Origin of the sequence: Nissabacter archeti (assembly GCF_018257325.1) — a bacterium.
In the GTDB taxonomy this organism is placed as follows: Bacteria; Pseudomonadota; Gammaproteobacteria; order Enterobacterales; family Enterobacteriaceae; genus Chimaeribacter; species Chimaeribacter arupi.
In genome coordinates this window covers 251,012-269,468 of record NZ_JAERKB010000006.1, presented here as the reverse complement: position 1 = coordinate 269,468, position 18,457 = coordinate 251,012, and the positions used below count along the sequence as shown (strand labels likewise).

At 55.9% G+C, this 18,457-nt stretch carries 18 protein-coding genes, 1 tRNA gene and 1 CRISPR repeat array; of the genes, 11 read left to right on the top strand and 8 right to left on the bottom strand.

Annotation, left to right across the window (positions count from 1 at the left end; translation table 11 throughout):
• Positions 1–9: 9 nt before the first annotated feature.
• The 4 genes from csy1 to cas6f are packed head-to-tail and all read left to right on the top strand — an operon-like array spanning position 10 to position 3,841.
• Positions 10–1,317: a type I-F CRISPR-associated protein Csy1 gene (gene csy1, locus JK232_RS10210; RefSeq protein ID WP_212589123.1), complete on the top strand. Its 1,308-nt coding sequence runs from the start codon at positions 10–12 to the stop codon at positions 1,315–1,317.
• Complete coding sequence (gene csy2 / locus JK232_RS10205; RefSeq protein ID WP_212589122.1) at positions 1,314–2,264, top strand: type I-F CRISPR-associated protein Csy2; 951 nt, start codon at positions 1,314–1,316, stop codon at positions 2,262–2,264. The genes csy1 and csy2 overlap by 4 nt, the downstream gene beginning before the upstream one ends.
• A gap of 12 nt (positions 2,265–2,276) precedes the next feature.
• Positions 2,277–3,275: a type I-F CRISPR-associated protein Csy3 gene (gene csy3, locus JK232_RS10200; protein ID WP_212589121.1), complete on the top strand. Its 999-nt coding sequence runs from the start codon at positions 2,277–2,279 to the stop codon at positions 3,273–3,275.
• Positions 3,276–3,286: 11 nt separating this feature from the next.
• Positions 3,287–3,841: a type I-F CRISPR-associated endoribonuclease Cas6/Csy4 gene (cas6f, locus tag JK232_RS10195; protein ID WP_212589120.1), complete on the top strand. Its 555-nt coding sequence runs from the start codon at positions 3,287–3,289 to the stop codon at positions 3,839–3,841.
• Between the two features lie 130 nt (positions 3,842–3,971).
• Positions 3,972–5,919: direct repeats of the CRISPR family, unit length 28 nt; unit sequence GTTCACTGCCGTGCAGGCAGCTTAGAAA.
• 75 nt (positions 5,920–5,994) lie between these two features.
• On the opposite strand, the gene JK232_RS10190 is transcribed toward cas6f, so the two are convergent.
• The 6 genes from JK232_RS10190 to aspA all read right to left on the bottom strand — a co-directional run bounded on the left by JK232_RS10190 (position 5,995) and on the right by aspA (position 11,923).
• A tRNA-Phe gene (locus tag JK232_RS10190) sits at positions 5,995–6,070 on the bottom strand.
• A gap of 141 nt (positions 6,071–6,211) precedes the next feature.
• A complete protein-coding gene (gene dicD / locus JK232_RS10185; protein ID WP_072926972.1) occupies positions 6,212–6,787 on the bottom strand; it encodes a division control transcriptional repressor DicD in 576 nt (191 codons plus the stop codon).
• A gap of 40 nt (positions 6,788–6,827) precedes the next feature.
• Complete coding sequence (locus JK232_RS10180; RefSeq protein ID WP_212589119.1) at positions 6,828–8,549, bottom strand: protein-disulfide reductase DsbD; 1,722 nt, start codon at positions 8,547–8,549, stop codon at positions 6,828–6,830.
• A complete protein-coding gene (gene cutA / locus JK232_RS10175; protein WP_072927377.1) occupies positions 8,525–8,884 on the bottom strand; it encodes a divalent cation tolerance protein CutA in 360 nt (119 codons plus the stop codon). The genes JK232_RS10180 and cutA overlap by 25 nt, the downstream gene beginning before the upstream one ends.
• A 171-nt stretch (positions 8,885–9,055) precedes the next feature.
• Positions 9,056–10,372, bottom strand: a complete 1,317-nt coding sequence (locus JK232_RS10170; RefSeq protein ID WP_072926975.1) for an anaerobic C4-dicarboxylate transporter — start codon at positions 10,370–10,372, stop codon at positions 9,056–9,058.
• Positions 10,373–10,486: 114 nt separating this feature from the next.
• Positions 10,487–11,923 (bottom strand): aspartate ammonia-lyase, encoded by a 1,437-nt coding sequence (gene aspA, locus JK232_RS10165; RefSeq protein WP_101828205.1) that lies wholly within the window; start codon positions 11,921–11,923, stop codon positions 10,487–10,489.
• A 355-nt stretch (positions 11,924–12,278) separates the two neighbouring features.
• Between aspA and JK232_RS10160 the strand changes: the two genes are divergently transcribed.
• The 4 genes from JK232_RS10160 to JK232_RS10145 all read left to right on the top strand — a co-directional run bounded on the left by JK232_RS10160 (position 12,279) and on the right by JK232_RS10145 (position 15,598).
• On the top strand, positions 12,279–12,755 hold the full coding sequence (locus JK232_RS10160) for an FxsA family protein (RefSeq protein ID WP_072926985.1): 477 nt from the start codon (positions 12,279–12,281) through the stop codon (positions 12,753–12,755).
• A 240-nt stretch (positions 12,756–12,995) separates the two neighbouring features.
• Positions 12,996–13,289, top strand: coding sequence for a co-chaperone GroES (locus tag JK232_RS10155; RefSeq protein ID WP_036103188.1), 294 nt, complete (start codon positions 12,996–12,998; stop codon positions 13,287–13,289).
• A gap of 44 nt (positions 13,290–13,333) precedes the next feature.
• Positions 13,334–14,977, top strand: a complete 1,644-nt coding sequence (gene groL / locus JK232_RS10150; RefSeq protein ID WP_072926989.1) for a chaperonin GroEL — start codon at positions 13,334–13,336, stop codon at positions 14,975–14,977.
• 276 nt (positions 14,978–15,253) lie between these two features.
• Positions 15,254–15,598, top strand: a complete 345-nt coding sequence (locus JK232_RS10145; protein WP_072927378.1) for a DUF4156 domain-containing protein — start codon at positions 15,254–15,256, stop codon at positions 15,596–15,598.
• Between the two features lie 71 nt (positions 15,599–15,669).
• Here JK232_RS10145 and epmB read toward each other — a convergent pair whose 3' ends face one another.
• A complete protein-coding gene (epmB, locus tag JK232_RS10140) occupies positions 15,670–16,698 on the bottom strand; it encodes an EF-P beta-lysylation protein EpmB (RefSeq protein ID WP_072926990.1) in 1,029 nt (342 codons plus the stop codon).
• Between the two features lie 43 nt (positions 16,699–16,741).
• Here epmB and efp point away from each other — a divergent pair, with 43 nt between their 5' ends.
• From efp to JK232_RS10125, 3 genes are all read left to right on the top strand, one after another.
• Positions 16,742–17,308, top strand: a complete 567-nt coding sequence (gene efp / locus JK232_RS10135; protein WP_072926992.1) for an elongation factor P — start codon at positions 16,742–16,744, stop codon at positions 17,306–17,308.
• A gap of 73 nt (positions 17,309–17,381) precedes the next feature.
• Entirely contained in the window at positions 17,382–17,513 is a 132-nt protein-coding gene (locus JK232_RS10130; protein ID WP_072926993.1) for an entericidin A/B family lipoprotein, read from the top strand.
• A 101-nt stretch (positions 17,514–17,614) separates the two neighbouring features.
• On the top strand, positions 17,615–17,746 hold the full coding sequence (locus JK232_RS10125; RefSeq protein WP_072926995.1) for an entericidin A/B family lipoprotein: 132 nt from the start codon (positions 17,615–17,617) through the stop codon (positions 17,744–17,746).
• Between the two features lie 97 nt (positions 17,747–17,843).
• Here JK232_RS10125 and blc read toward each other — a convergent pair whose 3' ends face one another.
• On the bottom strand, positions 17,844–18,368 hold the full coding sequence (gene blc, locus JK232_RS10120) for an outer membrane lipoprotein Blc (protein ID WP_072926997.1): 525 nt from the start codon (positions 18,366–18,368) through the stop codon (positions 17,844–17,846).
• Between the last annotated feature and the right edge of the window lie 89 nt (positions 18,369–18,457).

Genomic DNA, 18,457 nt, shown 5'->3' with positions numbered 1-18,457 from the left:
GGTGAAGAGATGGACATCACTTCATGGATCAATGACCGGAAGCAGAGCAAACTCGCGGCCTTCGACAAAGACGCGAAAAAACGGCGTGAGGCAGCCTCAGCGGCAGACCTGAGCGCACTTGACCAGGCCCTTGCCGAGGCGCGGCGGGAACTGGAACTAAAATATGAACCCCGTACCTGGCTGACGAATGCCGCGCAACGCGCCGGGCAAATCAGCCTGGTGACACATGCGGCGAAATATACACATGGCGACGCGCAAAGCAGCAGCCTCTATAGCTGCATCCGCCAGCAGGAGGGCTACCTGTCGACAGCCTCATTGGCGGCGCCCTCTTTGGATGCGGTAGGCAATGCCGCGGCGCTGGATGTGGCAAAACTGCTGCAAACCCGGTTTGGGAAAGATTCTTTGCTCGACTGCCTGCGCCGCAAAGAGTATTCACTGCTCGCTGAGCTGGCAGAAGATAGTGAGCAGTTAGCTGCCTGGGTAACCGGTTTTTCCCGGGTGCTTGAGACCGGCCAACCCACGTCCCATACGCTGTCCAAGCAGATCTACTTTCCGGTGGGTGATAGTTACCATCTGCTCAGCCCCTTGTTTTCCTCCTCATTAGCGCAGGCACTGCACCAGAAAATCGTTGCGCAGCGTTTCAGTGAAGAGAGCAAAGCTGCCCGTCAGGCCCGGCGTAATAAACAGTGGCACCCATTGCCGGAGGTTTCCTTTCCCAATACCGCTGTGATGAACTTTGGCGGCACCAAACCGCAAAATATCTCTGCACTTAACAGCAGCCGCGGCGGCCGGATGTGGCTGCTCTCGTCTCAACCACCGCAGTGGCAGGCGCAGGAGCGAAAGCCACTGGCTATCACCTCGCTGTTCGCCCCTAAAGGGCCGTTTGAGTATTTAACAGCTAATACGCTCACAAGCTTCACCGCACTCCTCACGCACAGCGGCAACTATAACAACGCCGCCATCAAACGCCGCCGTGAACACTATGTTGATGAGCTGATCGACCTGCTATTCAACATTGCTGCGGGTATTCAACGGCCCGAGTGGTGCAACTGGACAACAGAACCCTCTTGTCTTCTTAGGCCTCATCAGGCGCTCTGGCTTGATCCGTGGCGTACCCAGGATAACCCGGCGTTTGCGCTGGAGCGGGAACGGGGTGACTGGCAAGCCACCGTGGCAGATGACTTCGCCCAGTGGCTGAACACGCAGTTAAACGCCGCAAAATGTGCAATGGGGATGGTTGAACGCAAAGCGTGGCGCACGCAATGCCAACAGCGTTTACGTGAAATGGAACACGTCATCAAGGAGGCACAATCATGAGCCGGTGCATTATTTTGCCGCGGTTGCAGGTGGAAAATGCCAATGCAGCCGCAGGGCTGACCTGGGGATTTCCGGCTATCACTCAGTTCCTCGGGTATGCACACGCGCTGTCACGCAAACTTCAGCAGAGCCACGGCATCACGCTGGAAGGCTGCGGGGTCATCTGCCATCACCATCAGGTTCATGCCTATAACGCGGGTGGGGATTACCAGTTTGCCTTGACCCGCAACCCGTTGAGTAAAGAGGGCAAGACCGCGTCAATCAATGAAGAGGCGCGGATGCATCTCACCGTATCGCTGGTCATGAAGTGCCGGGGCACGCTTGCCAACGGTGATACCGGTTTAGCGTTGCTGGCTGAGCATTTACAGGTGCTGTGCCGGCAACAGCGGTTGGCTGGGGGCACGGTGGTCAGTATGGGCAAGGTGCAGGTACGCAACCTGGCGGACGATGAAAGGGTCAGCGCACTGTTCTGGCCGCTGATGCCGGGCTTTGCGCTGGTCGACCGTTCGCCCTGGCTGGCACAGCATTGTTCAGCAAAACAGGCACTGGAGCCGCAAACCGACATGCTGGATGCCTGGCTCGACTTCGCTGCGCTGAAGCTGGCACCGCATACCGGGGAGGGCATATTACCGGAGCCCGGCGCGCCCGCCGAATGGCGTTATGAGCCAAAACCTTATGCCGGTTACCTGGTGCCGTTGATGACCGGCTATCAGCGTATCTCGCTGTGCTACGCCCCAGGTGACGTAGCGCGGACCCGTGACCCGGCAACCCCTTTCTGTTTTGCCGAAGCGGTATATGGCGTGGGGGAATGGTGCGGCCTGCACCGGCTCCACTCGCTGGATGAACTGTTGTGGCGTTATCACACCACGGAGACAGGTTACTACTGCTGCGGGGCGCAGGCCGCCATTGAGGCAGAAGATTGTACTTATGATGATGATCACTTTTAAAAGGACGCAAACATGGCAAAGGCACCTGTTGATATCAAAACGGCGTCAGTACTGGCATTTGAACGCAAACTGGCGACGTCCGATGCGCTGATGTTCTCCGGCCTCTGGCAAGGGGCAGAGTGGCAACCTATTCCTGTTCAGGAAAAAGCAGTACGGGGGACTATCTCTAACCGCCTGAAAAATGCGGTAACCAGCGATAACGCCAAACTGGATAATCAGATCCAGAACGCTAACCTGCAACGAGTGGATGTGGCTGCACTACCGGCAGACGCGGATACCCTGAAAGTCAGCTTCACCCTGCGCGTGTTGGGCAACCTGGCCGAGCCTTCAGTATGTAATGACCGGCGCTATCAGGACGCTTTACAGCAAATTATTACCGGCTATATCGATGAACAAGGCTTTGACGAACTGGCAAAACGTTATGCCGCCAATCTGGCCAATGCCCGTTTCCTGTGGCGCAACCGGGTCGGTGCCGGACAGATCCGGGTGGTGGTCACCGGGAGTAAAACCTGGGAATTTATGGCGCATGACTATTCCCTGCGGGCATTTACCCCCGCAGATGCCACGCTGAGTGAGCTGGCGGATGAGATTGCCGTCGGGCTGCGCGGCGAGCGTTTTGTCCTGTTACAGGTTGCTGCGTATGCCCATCTGGGGGAGGGGCAGGAGGTCTTTCCTTCCCAGGAGTTGATGCTTGATAAAAGCAGCGATAAAAGCAAAGTGCTGTACCAGGTGAATAGCGTGGCGGCGATGCATTCCCAGAAAATAGGCAATGCGCTTCGCACTATTGATACCTGGCACCCGCAGGCTGACACATTAGGGGCGATTGCTGTTGAGCCGTATGGTTCTGTGACCAGCCGCGGCATTGCCTGCCGGCAACCGAAAGAGAAGATGGACTTCTATACGCTACTGGACCGGTGGGTCATCCGTGGCGAGCAGCCGCCGGCAGAGCAGCAGCACTATGTCATGGCAGTGCTGATTCGTGGTGGTGTCTTTGGTGAAAAAGCCGATTAAGGAGAATGGCGATGGATCATTTTCTTGAGATCCGTGTATTACCTGACCCTGAGTTTACCGAAGAGACATTGATGTCTGCGCTGTTCGCCAAATTGCACCGGGCATTAGCGGCGCATAAGCAGGGTGATATTGGCGTCAGCTTTCCGGCACACGATGTTAAACCCGGCCCGGTTCTGCGCCTGCACGGCACGCAGACCGCATTGCATACGCTGGAGTCTTTGTACTGGCGTACCGGCCTTAGCGATTATTGCGCTGTTTCAGCGATCACACAGGTCAGCGGGATCAAAGGGTGGCGCACGGTAAGCCGGGTGCAGGTGAAAAGCAGTGCCGGGCGCTTACTGCGGCGCTCAGTGAAGAAAGGCTGGATCAGTGAAGCAGAAGCGGCACAGCGGCTTGAAAATAGTCAGGAACAGCGAAGCGACTTGCCCTGGCTGGCCGTAAAAAGCCTTTCCAGCGGTCACCACTTCCGGCTGTTTATCCGCCACGGTGAACTTCAGCCTGTCGCCACCGCAGGGGAGTTTAGCTGTTATGGCCTGAGTAACACCGCCACCATCCCCTGGTTCTGACCCTTTTATTTCCGCCAAGGATAAGTTGTTGATTTATTGAGACCTAAATATGAGGTAAGAAAAAAGGGGTAAGGAAGAGAATTAAGAGATTTTTTACTTAAAACCAAAAAGTTAGAGAGTTGGCTGGTCAGTTCACTGCCGTGCAGGCAGCTTAGAAAAAATGGCACGGATCTACAATAATGGCAGACATGTTCACTGCCGTGCAGGCAGCTTAGAAAAGCTACAACTGCTTTCGCGGACAACCATTAAAGTTCACTGCCGTGCAGGCAGCTTAGAAAGAAAAGGGGGGGCCAATCCATTTGATCCTTTCGTTCACTGCCGTGCAGGCAGCTTAGAAATTCACGCGTGCGGCTGCTGGCGGCGGGTTGCCGTTCACTGCCGTGCAGGCAGCTTAGAAATCACCACCAGCAACAAACACATGAATGCTTTTGTTCACTGCCGTGCAGGCAGCTTAGAAATGAGTGAAATGCGTGACAAAAAACGTTGCCCCGTTCACTGCCGTGCAGGCAGCTTAGAAAGCTTTATTAAACGCGTCTGCCAACGACGCTAGGTTCACTGCCGTGCAGGCAGCTTAGAAAAGATACCGTCCTCTTTAAGCCGCAGCGTTGTCGTTCACTGCCGTGCAGGCAGCTTAGAAAAGTTTGGGGATGTAGTTCGGCCTAAAGAGGTTGTTCACTGCCGTGCAGGCAGCTTAGAAAGGACTGGGGGCGACTATCACTGACAACAGGACGTTCACTGCCGTGCAGGCAGCTTAGAAATTTGCCGTCTTCTGACAGGCGGCGAACCTCCTGTTCACTGCCGTGCAGGCAGCTTAGAAATACCAGGATTGAGCGGTACTGCGGGATTTCCAGTTCACTGCCGTACAGGCAGCTTAGAAAAAAGTGCCCCCGCATATCCTCCAACACCTCCAGTTCACTGCCGCACAGGCAGCTTAGAAAGCTCGCAGCTGTGCCGAGCTTTGAATGATCGGGTTCACTGCCGCACAGGCAGCTTAGAAAGTCTTCAAACCCACGCGCATACGCACCCGCTTGTTCACTGCCGCACAGGCAGCTTAGAAACAAAGGCGAGCATGTCACCCTGCTGCCGTCGGGTTCACTGCCGCACAGGCAGCTTAGAAACTGATGTTCAAGCGGATTATCACTGACGACGAGTTCACTGCCGCACAGGCAGCTTAGAAATGGGCAATTACCGCGCCGTCAGACACCGGCAAGTTCACTGCCGCACAGGCAGCTTAGAAAACGCGGTCCATAACAGTCTCCAAGACTTACAAGTTCACTGCCGCACAGGCAGCTTAGAAATCGCCGTTATCGGCCTGGGTGTGTCAGCATATGTTCACTGCCGCACAGGCAGCTTAGAAAAATGAACACAGGGTGCGCACTGATCGAGGCGCGTTCACTGCCGCACAGGCAGCTTAGAAATAACCCCAAAGCCAGTTACGAAGATTATGTAAGTTCACTGCCGTACAGGCAGCTTAGAAAGCTTCGCTCAGATTGCGCGGCTGGCGGCGGAGGTTCACTGCCGTACAGGCAGCTTAGAAATAAATCCCGTAAAAAGCGTTAACCATGTCAGCGTTCACTGCCGCACAGGCAGCTTAGAAAACAGCATTCAGTTTCAACCTCAGCGCCATTACGTTCACTGCCGCACAGGCAGCTTAGAAATGCACGATTTGGATCAAAAAAGTTTCGCAAGGGTTCACTGCCGCACAGGCAGCTTAGAAATGGATTCGCCACACTTCACCGGCACACCCACAGTTCACTGCCGTACAGGCAGCTTAGAAACAACGTTAAAATCACTACCTTTAGAACAGGTTGTTCACTGCCGTACAGGCAGCTTAGAAAGTCGGCCCACAAGAGCTCTGGGCGCTCAGCACGTTCACTGCCGCACAGGCAGCTTAGAAACAGTATCGACCAGCGTAACGGGCGCGGCGCGCGTTCACTGCCGTACAGGCAGCTTAGAAACAGTTCATGCCGAAGGCCAGGCCACCCATCATGTTCACTGCCGCACAGGCAGCTTAGAAACGAAATCCGCAGAGGTTCGGCGGAGCTTACCGGTTCACTGCCGGACAGGCAGCTTAAAAGGTTGAAGGCGGCTTGATGGAGAGGCCAGACGCAGAAAAGCAAAAACCCAGCCATTGGCTGGGTTTTCTGAATAAGTGGTGCCCGGACTCGGAATCGAACCAAGGACACGGGGATTTTCAATCCCCTGCTCTACCGACTGAGCTATCCGGGCAACGGGGCGCATTAAACCGTATTGGCTGAAGGCCGTCAACGGCTTTATGCAGAATTCTCCCTGAAACCGGGCTGACTGCTCTCTTTTCAGGCAAAAAGCAGCAGGGCAGCAGCAAAAACTGCCCCTGACAGGCGATGTTTATCAGGTCAGCGCACCATGTTTACGGCAGCGTGCGACCTGCAAAACATCCTCAGCCAGCCGTAATGCGACTTCCACATCATGGGGCTGCCGTTTTACCAGCAATTTGCTCAAGCACCCTTCCAGAATCAGCTCCATCTGCTCGGCCACCATCGGCGCATCGTCTGCGTCCATGTCCTGCAACAGCGCCAGCGTATAGTCATAAGAGGCGCGTTTCTGCTGCTCTGCAAGCTGGTGGATAGGGTGCTGTTTATCCGGGAAAAAGCTGCATGCGGCGATAAACAAACAGCCTGGGTAGCGCTGCTGATTCACCTGCTCATGCAGTACCTTATAACGGGCCAGCAACTTCTGTTGCGGCGTCAGCGAATCATCCAGCAGCAGCTGGCGCCGCCAGGTATCAATCTGTTGACCATGATGGCGCAGGCAGTCATATAACAGCGCCTCACGATCCGGCCAGAAGCGGTATAAATCGCTTTCCGTACGTCCCGTTTCTGTTGCCACCATTTCTACCGTGGTGGTGGCCAGCCCGCGCTGCTCCAGAAGGGTTAAAGCGTGGTTCAGCACATGTTCACGTTGCACGTTGGCGTTCTCCCATTTCCAATCCAGACACTAGTGTCGTTTACGGGTGTACTTTCTGCAAATGCGCACGGAAGGCCGCGGCGTCCATAAAGCCGGTGATGCGGGTATCCGGGATTTCCCGGCCCTGCTCGCCGAAGAACAAAATAGTGGGCAGGCCCAGCACCTGTAACTGCGCCAGCAGCGCCTGCTGCTCCGGGCTGTTACCGGTGACATCCGCCTGCAGCAGCACGGTGTCCGCCAGTGCCTCCTGCACCGCAGGCTGGCTGAACGTGTATTTCTCAAACTCTTTACAGGCGACACACCAGTCAGCATAGAGATCAAGCATCACCCGTTTGCCCTGCGCCTGATGCAGCGCCTCCGCCAGCGCGGCCCGGCTGGTGATCGGCTGGAATGCCGGGCCGGCGGGTTGTGCGGCGGTGGCCGGGGAGGGGAATACCCACTCCTGCAACGGCCGGGCCACCACCAGCGCGGCAGCCAGCAGCAGCAGTTGCAGCGGCCGGACACCGGCGCGGCTGCTTTTCAGGCTGAGCAAAAAGGCCCAGCCAAAAAAGGCGATGCCAAGCAGGCTCCAGAGCCGTTCCCCCCACACATCGCCGATGACCCGCGTCAGCAGAAACACCGGCAGTGCCAGAATCACAAAGCCGAATGCTTCTTTCACATGGTTCATCCACGGCCCGCTTCTCGGCAGCAGCCGGTTACCGAACAGCGTGACTGCCACCAGCGGAATGCCCATGCCGAGCGCATACAGGTAGAGCGTGCCGCCACCGGCCAGCAGATTCCCGCTCTGCGCGATGTAAAGCAGAATGGCGCTCAGCGGCGCAGTAGTGCAGGGCGAGCAGATCAACCCCGCCAGTGCGCCCATCACAAACACGCCGGGCAGCGACCCGCCGCGCTGGGTATTGCTCCACAGCGTCAGGCGGGTTTGCAGCGCGGAAGGCAATTGCAAGGTAAACAGGCCGAACATCGAGAGCGCCAGCAGGATAAACAGCACTGACAGCGCGATAAGCACGCCGGGGCTTTGCAGCGCCGCCTGGAACGGCAGCCCGGCGGCGGCCACCACCAGCCCCAGCAGGGTGTAAGTCAGCGCCATGCCCTGCACATACACCAGCGCCAGCACCGCCACGCGCCGGTGGCTGTGCCGTTTTTCACGCCCGAGAATAATGCCGGAAATCAGCGGGTACATCGGCAACACGCAGGGCGTAAAGGCGATGCCGATGCCGATCAACAATGCCCACAGCGGTGAGAAGGGCAGCGGGGCGGCGGTGGCCGCTGTCTGCGGTGGGGCAGAGGGAGCCACTGCCGCGTCTGCCGTCGCACCCGGCGTCACGGCGCTCAGCGGCACAATGCGCGTCTCTGGTGGGTAGCAGAACCCCGCTTCGGCGCAGCCCTGATACGTCACTTTCACCTGGCCGTGCGGCGCAGCCTGGGTGATCGGCAGCGTAAACGCCAGCTGGTTTTTGTAGATTTCTGAGATGCCGAAAAATTCATCTTTATGTGACAGCCCTTCCGGCAGGGTGACATCCCCTACTGCGGCATCGGTGGCCGTCCACTGGATCTGCTGGCGGTAAAGGTAGTAGCCGGGTTTAATCTGCCAGTTCAGCGTCAGGCGGTTGCCTTTTTGCGAAAAATCAAAGGCAAACGCCTGATCCGGCGGCACAAACGCCTTAGCAGCAGGCGAAGGGAAAAGGGAGGCATGTGCAGCCAGCGGCAGCAGCAGGATGCCGCATAGCCAGACAATTATTTTAATGAGGCGGTAATCCATGAGAGGTAATCTTTATCTCCATCGCGGACCGGCAACACCAGCAGCTCCGGCGTCTGGTAAGTGTGGTGTTGCCGCAGGCAGGCGAGCAACGCCTGCTGGTGTTGGGTATCACTTTTGAACAACATCTGGACTTCGTACGCCTGCTCCAGCTTGCCTTCCCAGTAGTACATTGAACTGGCACCCGGCAATAACGTGACGCAGGCCGCCAGCTTCTCGCCCAGCGCCACTGCCGCCAGCTCCTGCGCACTGTCTTCATCCGGCGCTGTGCAGAGCACCACAACGGCCTGCGCCGGCAGGGGATCGATATTCAGGGGGACAGTTTCTGTCAGGGTCATTTCAGACGCGGTTATCTCAGACATCTCGACCTCGCAACATAGTGGGAGAAAGGCACGCCGACCGGTCAGCGCCAGCCAGAGACTATAACGCGAAGCGACGGCCGCTTGAAGGCGAAGGCGGGGGATTTTACCCCCGCATACACTTTAGTGAGCCCGGCCGCTGGCAGCGGATTACAGCATCACGCTGGCGAGCGCAAAGCTGAACAGCACGGAAAGCGCGACGCCCAGCGTACCAGGGATAAAGAAGGGATGGTTGAAAACGAAACGGCCAATGCGTGTGGTGCCGGTATCATCCATCTGTACTGCCGCCACCAGTGTCGGGTAGGTCGGCAGGATAAACAGCCCGGACACCGCCGGGAACGCCGCCAGTGCCGTCAGTGGCGTCACACCCAACGCCATCGCCATCGGCATCAGCGCCTTGGCGGTCGCCGCCTGGGAGTAAAGCAACGCCGAGCAGAAGAAGAAAATCACCGCCAGCAGCCACGGATGGCTGGTAATGGCGCTGCCGGCCGTGCCTTTGATCCACACCAGGTTATCCTGCACAAAGGTATCGCCCAGCCAGGCCACACCCAGAATACAGATGCTGGCGCTCATGCCCGCCTTGAACGTGCTGGCGTTGAGGATGGCGGCGGTATCTATCCGGCACAGCAGCGTAATCAGCGTGGCGGCACTTAACATAATGATCAGGATGGCACTGGTGGTGGTCATCACCGGGGCCGCCGGGGTGCCCAGCACCGCCTGATGGAAACCATTACTGTTGAAAATGGCATACACCACCACAGCCAGCACCCCAAGCAGGAACAGCAATACCGAATAGGGCGCGGAGGCGGGAATGGCCGGGCGATCTTCACCGCGCAGCGTAACCAGCCCTTCCGCCAGACGTTGCTGATACACGGGGTCATCTTCCAGCCGGGCATTGAACAGCCAGCTCACCAGCAGTGACATCAGCAGCACGGCCGCCAGCGTTGCAGGGATCAGGATAGTCAGCATCGTCAGGTAACTGACGCCGTGCGGCTCCATCACCGTCGCCATGTACACCACCGCGGCGGAGATAGGCGAGGCGGTAATGGCGATTTGTGCGGCCACCACAGCCGTTGAGAGCGGGCGGCTGGGGCGGATGCCCTGTTCCTTGGCCACTTCCGCAATCACCGGCAGGGCAGAGAGCGAGATATTGCCGGTGCCGGCAAAAATCGTCAGGAAGTAGGTGACCACCGGTGCCAGCAGCGTGATGTGGCGTGGGTTACGCCGCAGCAGTTTTTCCGTCTGGCGGACCAGGTAATCCATGCCCCCGGCCACCTGCATGGCGGAGATGGCTGCAATCACCGCCATGATGATGGAGATCACATCAAACGGGATGGTGCCCGGCTTTACGCCAATCAGCGCCAACACCAGCACCCCCAGCCCACCGGCAAAACCAATGCCGATGCCGCCCAGCCGTGCGCCAAGGAAGATGGCCAGCAGCACAATGACAAATTCCAGAATCAACATTGCGTTTGTTCCTTAGTGAAAAATGAAAACAACTTGTTATATTTTTGTACCTTCCAAAAGAAAAGGGCACGTTATTCACTGAATAACGTGCCCTGATGTCAGGTCAGAACAGGGTTACTGTTCATTCTCATCGGTATAGCGTTTGGCTTTATACGCCGGGAACATCAGGTTCTGCACCGAGAAGATGTCATCCAGTTCCGCTTCCGTCAGCAGGCCGCGCTCAAGGACCACTTCACGCACGCTCTTGCCGGTTTCCGCACAAATTTTACCGACGATATCACCGTTATGATGGCCGATGAACGGGTTCAGGTACGTGACGATACCGATGGAATTAAAGACGTACGCCTCACACACCGCTTTGTTGGCCGTAATACCGTTGACGCATTTTTCCAGCAGGTTATAGCAGGCGTTGGTCAGGATATGGATGGATTCAAACATGGCCTGGCCGATGACCGGTTCCATCACGTTCAGCTGCAACTGGCCCGCTTCTGACGCCATGGTAACGCAGGTATCGTTGCCGATCACTTTGAAACAGACCTGATTGACCACTTCCGGGATAACCGGGTTAACCTTGGCCGGCATGATGGAGGAACCGGCCTGGAGCTCCGGCAGGTTGATCTCATTGAGCCCGGCACGCGGGCCGGACGACAGCAGGCGCAGGTCGTTACAGATTTTCGACAGCTTAACCGCCAGGCGTTTCAAAGAGCTGTGCACCATGACGTAGGCACCACAGTCCGAGGTCGCTTCGATCAGGTCTTCAGCCGGGACGCACGGCAGGTTACTTACCGCGGCCAGATGCTGCACGGCCAATTGCTGGTAACCTTCCGGCGTGTTGAGGCGGGTGCCGATAGCGGTCGCGCCCAGGTTCACTTCCAGCAGCAATTCCGCGGTGCGCAGCAGGTTTTTCGTCTCTTCTTTCAGCAGCACATTAAACGCATGGAACTCCTGGCCCAGGGTCATCGGCACGGCATCCTGCAACTGGGTGCGGCCCATTTTCAGGATGGTTTCAAATTCTTTGGCTTTGCGCTCGAAACCGTCACCCAACTGGCTGATGGCATCGATCAGTTTCAGGATTGAGGCATACACCGCAATGCGGAAGCCGGTCGGGTAGGCATCGTTGGTGGACTGGCATTTATTCAGGTGGTCATTGGGGTTGAGGTATTGGTATTCCCCTTTCTGATGGCCCATCAGCTCCAGCCCGATGTTGGCCAGCACCTCGTTGGTGTTCATGTTGAGTGACGTCCCGGCGCCGCCCTGGAACACGTCTACCGGGAACTGATCCATGCACTTGCCTTTATTCAACACTTCATCACATGCCTGGATAATGACATCAGCAATCTTGCGCGGGATGGTTTTCAGCTCTTTGTTCGCCAGCGCCGCCGCTTTCTTCACCATGACCATGCCGCGGACAAATTCAGGGACATCACTGATTTTGGTATTGCTGATGTAGAAATTTTCGATCGCACGCAGGGTATGGATCCCATAGTAAGCCTCGGCCGGCACTTCACGTGTGCCGAGCAGGTCTTCTTCGATACGAATTGTGTTTGACATAGAACCTTCTCTATTTGATGCCGTAAATGGATGACTGAATAAATAGTAGACATTATGCGGGCGCATGTTCACACCATAGAATTAACCGCCGGCTTCCTGCCGCGCACGATCATATGCTGCTTTCTGAGAAATGCACGCAGCGCGATCACGCCTTGTACGCTCGCCGCAGGAGGATTTGATAACTGTGAAGGGCTTCACATTTCGTTGACCTGCTCAATAAAAATAGCGGTTGCGGTTGAATTCATCCGGCACCAACTCCATCTCAATAACGTCAGCCCGGTAACATGACCTGCCGGGCCTCTATTTTTACGCGTTGGTGCCTCTTTGCCAACGCGTTTGCTGAAAGGAGAATACGGTGCGTTTGTTACCGTTGCTGGTGATATTTTTACTGGCCTACATTGAGATATCCCTGTTTATCCAGGTTGCCCATGTGCTGGGCGTCTTTATGACGCTGCTGCTGGTGATCTTTACCTCTGGTGTCGGGGTGTCGCTGGTGCGTAACGAAGGGATGAAAACCTTCATCCAGATGCAACAGAAGCTGGCGCAGGGTGAAAGCCCGGCGGCTGAGATGGTGAAAAGCGTTTCGCTGGTGCTGGCTGGTTTCCTGCTGCTGCTGCCGGGGTTCTTTACCGATTTCTTAGGGTTGCTGCTGCTGTTGCCGCCGGTGCAAAAACGCCTGACGCTGAAACTGCTGCCGCACCTCGCCTTTACGGCCCGCGGCGGGTTCCGGCCCGGCCAGGGGGGCGGCACCACCTTTGACGGCGAATACCAGCGCAAGGATGATCCTCACCCCCGCCTGGAACAACGCGATACCCACAAAGACGATCACTAAGCGGTAACAGAAAAACGTTTCGCTGGGGTGGCGGTGCCGGCCCCGGCAAGATAGAGTGCGGGCTGACCTTTTGTTAGCTGTTTGTTATGCGGTGACACGACAAAAATAAAAAAATTTTTGTTGGTGTCCCTTGAAGGGGGGGCTAATGCCCCCATCTAAAACACCACGAGGCCGGTATGCGCAGCGTATACGGCATCTTATCCTGAATCAGATATGGACCTTCTCAAAGGAGAGCTATCAATGAAAATTCGTCCATTGCATGACCGCGTTATCGTCAAGCGTAAAGAAGTTGAGTCTAAATCTGCTGGCGGCATCGTTCTGACCGGCTCCGCGGCGGGTAAATCTACCCGTGGTGAAGTGCTGGCTGTGGGCAATGGTCGCATCCTGGAAAACGGCGAAATGAAGCCGCTGGATGTGAAAGTAGGCGACATCGTCATTTTCAACGATGGCTACGGTGTGAAAGCCGAGAAGATCGACAATGAAGAAGTGTTGATCATGTCTGAGAGCGACATCCTGGCGATTGTTGAAGCGTAATCACGCGTATATCACTGAACTGAACGAATTTAAGGGAAAGTAAAATGGCAGCTAAAGACGTAAAATTCGGTAATGACGCTCGTGTAAAAATGCTGCGCGGCGTAAATGTGCTGGCTGATGCGGTAAAAGTGACCCTGGGCCCGAAAGGCCGTAACGTCGTACTGGACAAATCCTTCGGCGCACCGACCATCACCAAAGACGGCGTGTCTGTTGCCCGTGAAATCGAACTGGAAGACAAGTTCGAAAACATGGGTGCACAGATGGTGAAAGAAGTGGCCTCTAAAGCGAACGACGCAGCAGGCGACGGCACCACTACCGCAACCGTTCTGGCGCAATCCATCATTACTGAAGGCCTGAAAGCCGTTGCCGCTGGCATGAACCCGATGGATCTGAAACGCGGGATCGACAAAGCTGTTATCGCTGCGGTTGAAGAACTGAAAAAACTCTCCGTACCGTGCTCTGACTCCAAAGCCATTGCTCAGGTAGGTACCATCTCCGCTAACTCCGATGACACCGTAGGCAAACTGATTGCTGAAGCGATGGAAAAAGTCGGTAAAGAAGGCGTGATCACCGTTGAAGAAGGTACCGGCCTGCAAGACGAGCTGGACGTGGTTGAAGGTATGCAGTTCGACCGCGGTTACCTCTCCCCTTACTTCATCAACAAACCGGAAACCGGTGCTGTTGAGCTGGAAAGCCCGTTCATCCTGCTGGCTGACAAAAAAATCTCCAACATCCGCGAAATGCTGCCGGTGCTGGAAGCCGTTGCCAAAGCAGGCAAACCGCTGCTGATCATCGCTGAAGACGTTGAAGGCGAAGCGCTGGCGACCCTGGTGGTGAACACCATGCGCGGCATCGTGAAAGTGGCTGCGGTGAAAGCACCGGGCTTCGGCGACCGTCGTAAAGCAATGCTGCAGGACATCGCGACCCTGACTGCCGGTACCGTTATCTCTGAAGAGATCGGTCTGGAGCTGGAAAAAGCGACCCTGGAAGACCTGGGCCAGGCTAAACGTGTGGTCATCAACAAAGACACCACCACCATCATCGATGGCGTGGGTGACGAAACCACCATTCAGGGCCGTGTGACCCAGATCCGTCAGCAGATCGAAGAAGCGACCTCTGACTACGATCGCGAAAAACTGCAGGAGCGTGTGGCTAAACTGGCTGGCGGCGTGGCCGTCATCAAAGTAGGCGCAGCAACTGAAGTTGAAATGAAAGAGAAGAAAGCCCGCGTTGAAGACGCCCTGCACGCGACCCGTGCTGCGGTGGAAGAAGGCGTGGTTGCCGGTGGTGGTGTTGCGCTGATCCGTGCTGCATCCAAACTGGCTGACCTGCGCGGCCAGAACGAAGACCAGAACGTGGGTATCAAAGTTGCGCTGCGCGCAATGGAATCACCTCTGCGTCAGATCGTCCTGAACTGCGGTGAAGAACCGTCTGTGGTTGCTAACAGCGTGAAAGCGGGCGAAGGTAACTACGGTTACAACGCTGCAACCGAAGAGTACGGCGACATGATCGGCATGGGCATCCTGGACCCAACCAAAGTGACCCGTTCTGCGCTGCAGTACGCGGCCTCTGTGGCTGGCCTGATGATCACCACCGAGTGCATGGTCACTGAACTGCCGAAAGAAGAGAAAGCAGACATGGGCGCCGGCGGTATGGGCGGCATGGGCGGTATGGGCGGCATGATGTAATTTCTGCCGACTGTTCCCCTTACAGTCTGTTATGAAAACCCCCGGCTCAGGCCGGGGGTTTTTTATTATGGGTGCAGAATAATTCGCATCTAATTGATTGTTGCTGCTATATATCTATCATTGTCTCGCTGAATTAACGTATAAACTGTAAACTACCGACGCGTTACTTATCAGCGGGATGGGCCGGGCTTCATCTCATTACGGCAACGGATGCTTAACCAGCATGTCGCACATGCTGATAAGGTTTGCGAGATTCTCAACCAAATGGGGAAAAAGATGCGGATTAACGTGTTTCTTGGACTTTCGGCCGCGTTGCTGCTGGCGGGTTGTAACTCCACCCACCAACTGAGCAGCACCGGACAACAAGTTAAATTTACTGACGCCCAACCCGGCAATGAATGCCAGCTGGTGGGCGAAGTGACCGGTACGCAGAGCAATTGGTTCTCAGGCACCAGCGGTGACGGCAGTTCAATGCGCGGCGCGGCGAATGATCTCCGCAATAAGGCGGCCGCAATGGGGGGTAACGTCATTTATGGCGCCACCAGCCCAAGCGAAGATTTCTGGTCCAGCTTTGTACCAAAAGACAGCAAAATGGTAGGGCAGGTCTACAAGTGTCCATAACGGCAATCCGTTGCCGGCAGGGATAGGTCTCGCTTATCCGGGCGAGGCGTACCTCGCCTGAAATCTCTTCCTCAGGCCTGTTTCAACCGGAGATCGAGCGGCGTTTTGCTCGGCTCGCCACCCACTTCCCGCGCCAGCTTCGGCACCATATAGCCGGAAACCTTAGCCAGTAACGCTTTGACCAGCGCCCGCGCTTCTTCATCATCTACCATGAAATGCGCCGCGCCCTGCACCTTGTCCAGCACATGCAGGTAGTAAGGCAGAATGCCCGCATCAAACAGTGCATTACTCAAAGCCGCCAGCACATCCGCATCATCATTCACGCCGCGCAGCAGCACACTCTGGTTCAGCAACGTCACGCCTGCGCGTTTCAAGCGTGCCATACTATGGCGCAGGTGATCATCAATCTCATTCGGATGGTTAATGTGCGTCACCATCAGCACCTGCAGGTGTGAAGCCGCCAGCCGCTGACAGAGCGTGTCAGTGATACGGGCCGGGATCACGACCGGCAGGCGGCTGTGGATCCGCAGCCGCCTGATATGAGGAATCGCTTCCAGTTCGCTAATCAGCCAGTCGAGCTCATGATCTTTGGCCATCAGCGGATCGCCGCCGGAGAAAATAATTTCATCCAATTCCGGGTGCAGGCGGATATACTCCAACGCCTTGCCCCAGTTTGCTTTGTTGCCCTGATTATCCTGATACGGGAAATGACGGCGGAAGCAATAGCGGCAGTTAACTGCACAGCCCCCTTTCACCAACAACAGGGCGCGGTTACGGTACTTGTGCAACAGGCCGGGAACCACACTTTGCTGCTCATCAAGCGGGTCAGTGGTAAAACCGGGGGCCGCAAGGAACTCCTCCTGGGCTGTCAGCACCTGAACCAGTAACGGGTCAGCGGCATTGCCGGGCTGCATACGTGCAGCAAACGCGCGCGGGACGCGCAGAGGAAAGAGGCGGCGGGCATCACGCCCTTTATGCAGTTCCGGATGGGTGTCGAGTGCCAGCAGCGACAGCAACTCGTCCGGGTCAGTAATAACATCGGCGAGTTGCTGCAACCAATCTTCTCTCGTCGCCGTGTTTTGGGTTATAATATGTGCCATTTTTTGGCTAAGCTACCAATATACATTTTTTCAGAGGGCCACTATGGCGACTTATTCTAGCAACGATTTCCGTTCCGGTCTTAAAATCATGTTCGAAGGCGAACCTTACGCCATTGAATCCAGCGAGTTCGTTAAGCCGGGCAAAGGCCAGGCCTTTGCACGTGTTAAAATGCGTCGCCTGCTGACCGGTACCCGCGTTGAGAAAACCTTCAAATCTACCGACTCCGCTGAAGGCGCAGACGTTATCGATATGAACCTGACTTACCTGTACAACGACGGTGAGTTCTGGCACTTCATGAACAACGAAACCTTCGAGCAGCTGGCCGCCGATGCCAAAGCCGTAGGTGACAGCGCGAAATGGATGCTGGATCAGGCAGAATGTATCGTGACCCTGTGGAACGGCCAGCCGATCGCAGTGACCCCGCCGAACTTCGTTGAGCTGGAAATCACTGATACCGATCCGGGCCTGAAAGGTGACACCGCAGGGACTGGCGGCAAGCCGGCGACCCTGTCTACTGGTGCTGTGGTAAAAGTTCCGCTGTTCGTTCAGCGTGGCGAAGTGATCAAAGTTGACACCCGTTCCGGCGAATACGTTTCCCGCGTGAAGTAACGGTTGTTCTGACGCCCCGAGTGTCATGCTGCTGCAACGCCTGTTGCAGCAGCCATTCAGGAATCTGTTAACGATGCTGAAGAAAATCTGGCTGGCTGCGCTCTCTTTCGTGGTGCTGGCTGCATTAAGCGGGTGTAACACCGCACGCGGCTTTGGTGAGGATGTACAGCACCTGGGCAGCGCTATTTCCCATATCGCCAGTTAATTCCCCCGTTTAAAAAATACCACCTTCTTTCTACTTCCTTGCTTTTCTTGTCTAAACTAAAAGGGCTTAAGCACCTACTCCCTTAAAAGAAGGAAATTTTTATGTTGAAGAAATCAATTCTGGTGGTGTTTTCTTTGCTGTTCCTCTCGTCGCTGACGGCATGTAATACCACGCGCGGTGTTGGCGAGGATGTATCGGCAGGCGGTGAAGCTATCCAACGCAGTGCACAGTAACGCTGACGCAGATAACCCTGAACGCTGACGCGGATAAACCTGATGCGGATAAAAGGTACGGACACGCGGTTGCCGGTGGCCGTACCTGATTTCCCGATCAGGATTGATTTACCCAGATAAGCTTACTGGTATCAAACCCATAACGTTTTGCCGTTTCCAGCAGGCGGGTTCGCGCCACTTCGTCCAGCATAGGGGTGCGTGACAAAATCCATAAATACTTCTTATTCGGGCCGCAGACCAGCGCATACTGATAGTTCCTGTCCAGCTCAATCACGTTATAGCCGCCATAGAAGGGGCCAAAGAAAGAGACCTTGAGCGCGGCGCGTACCGGCGTACCCAGGAAATAGCCTTTCCCTTCACTCTCCTGCCAGGATTTCTTTTTAGGGTTATAACCGCGGTTAATGACTTTGATGCCACCATCCGGCCGGGTGCTGTAGTTGGCCGTGACATGATCCAGCCCGCGTTCGAAGCCGTGATCCATCCTGGCAATTTCATACCAGGTGCCGAGATAGCGCGGCAGCTCGAAGTTTTCTACCACTTTAACGTCCGGCGGCGGCTTTACGCTGCACGCTACCGAAAACAATGCGGTCATCATGACGCCGAGTTTTGACCAAAGATGCATAGCCTTTCCTTTTATCATCCATCTTTCCTAAGTGTAGGTAATAAAAATGAATAAGAGAGGGATGGCGGAATGAAAAACGGCCCTGCCGG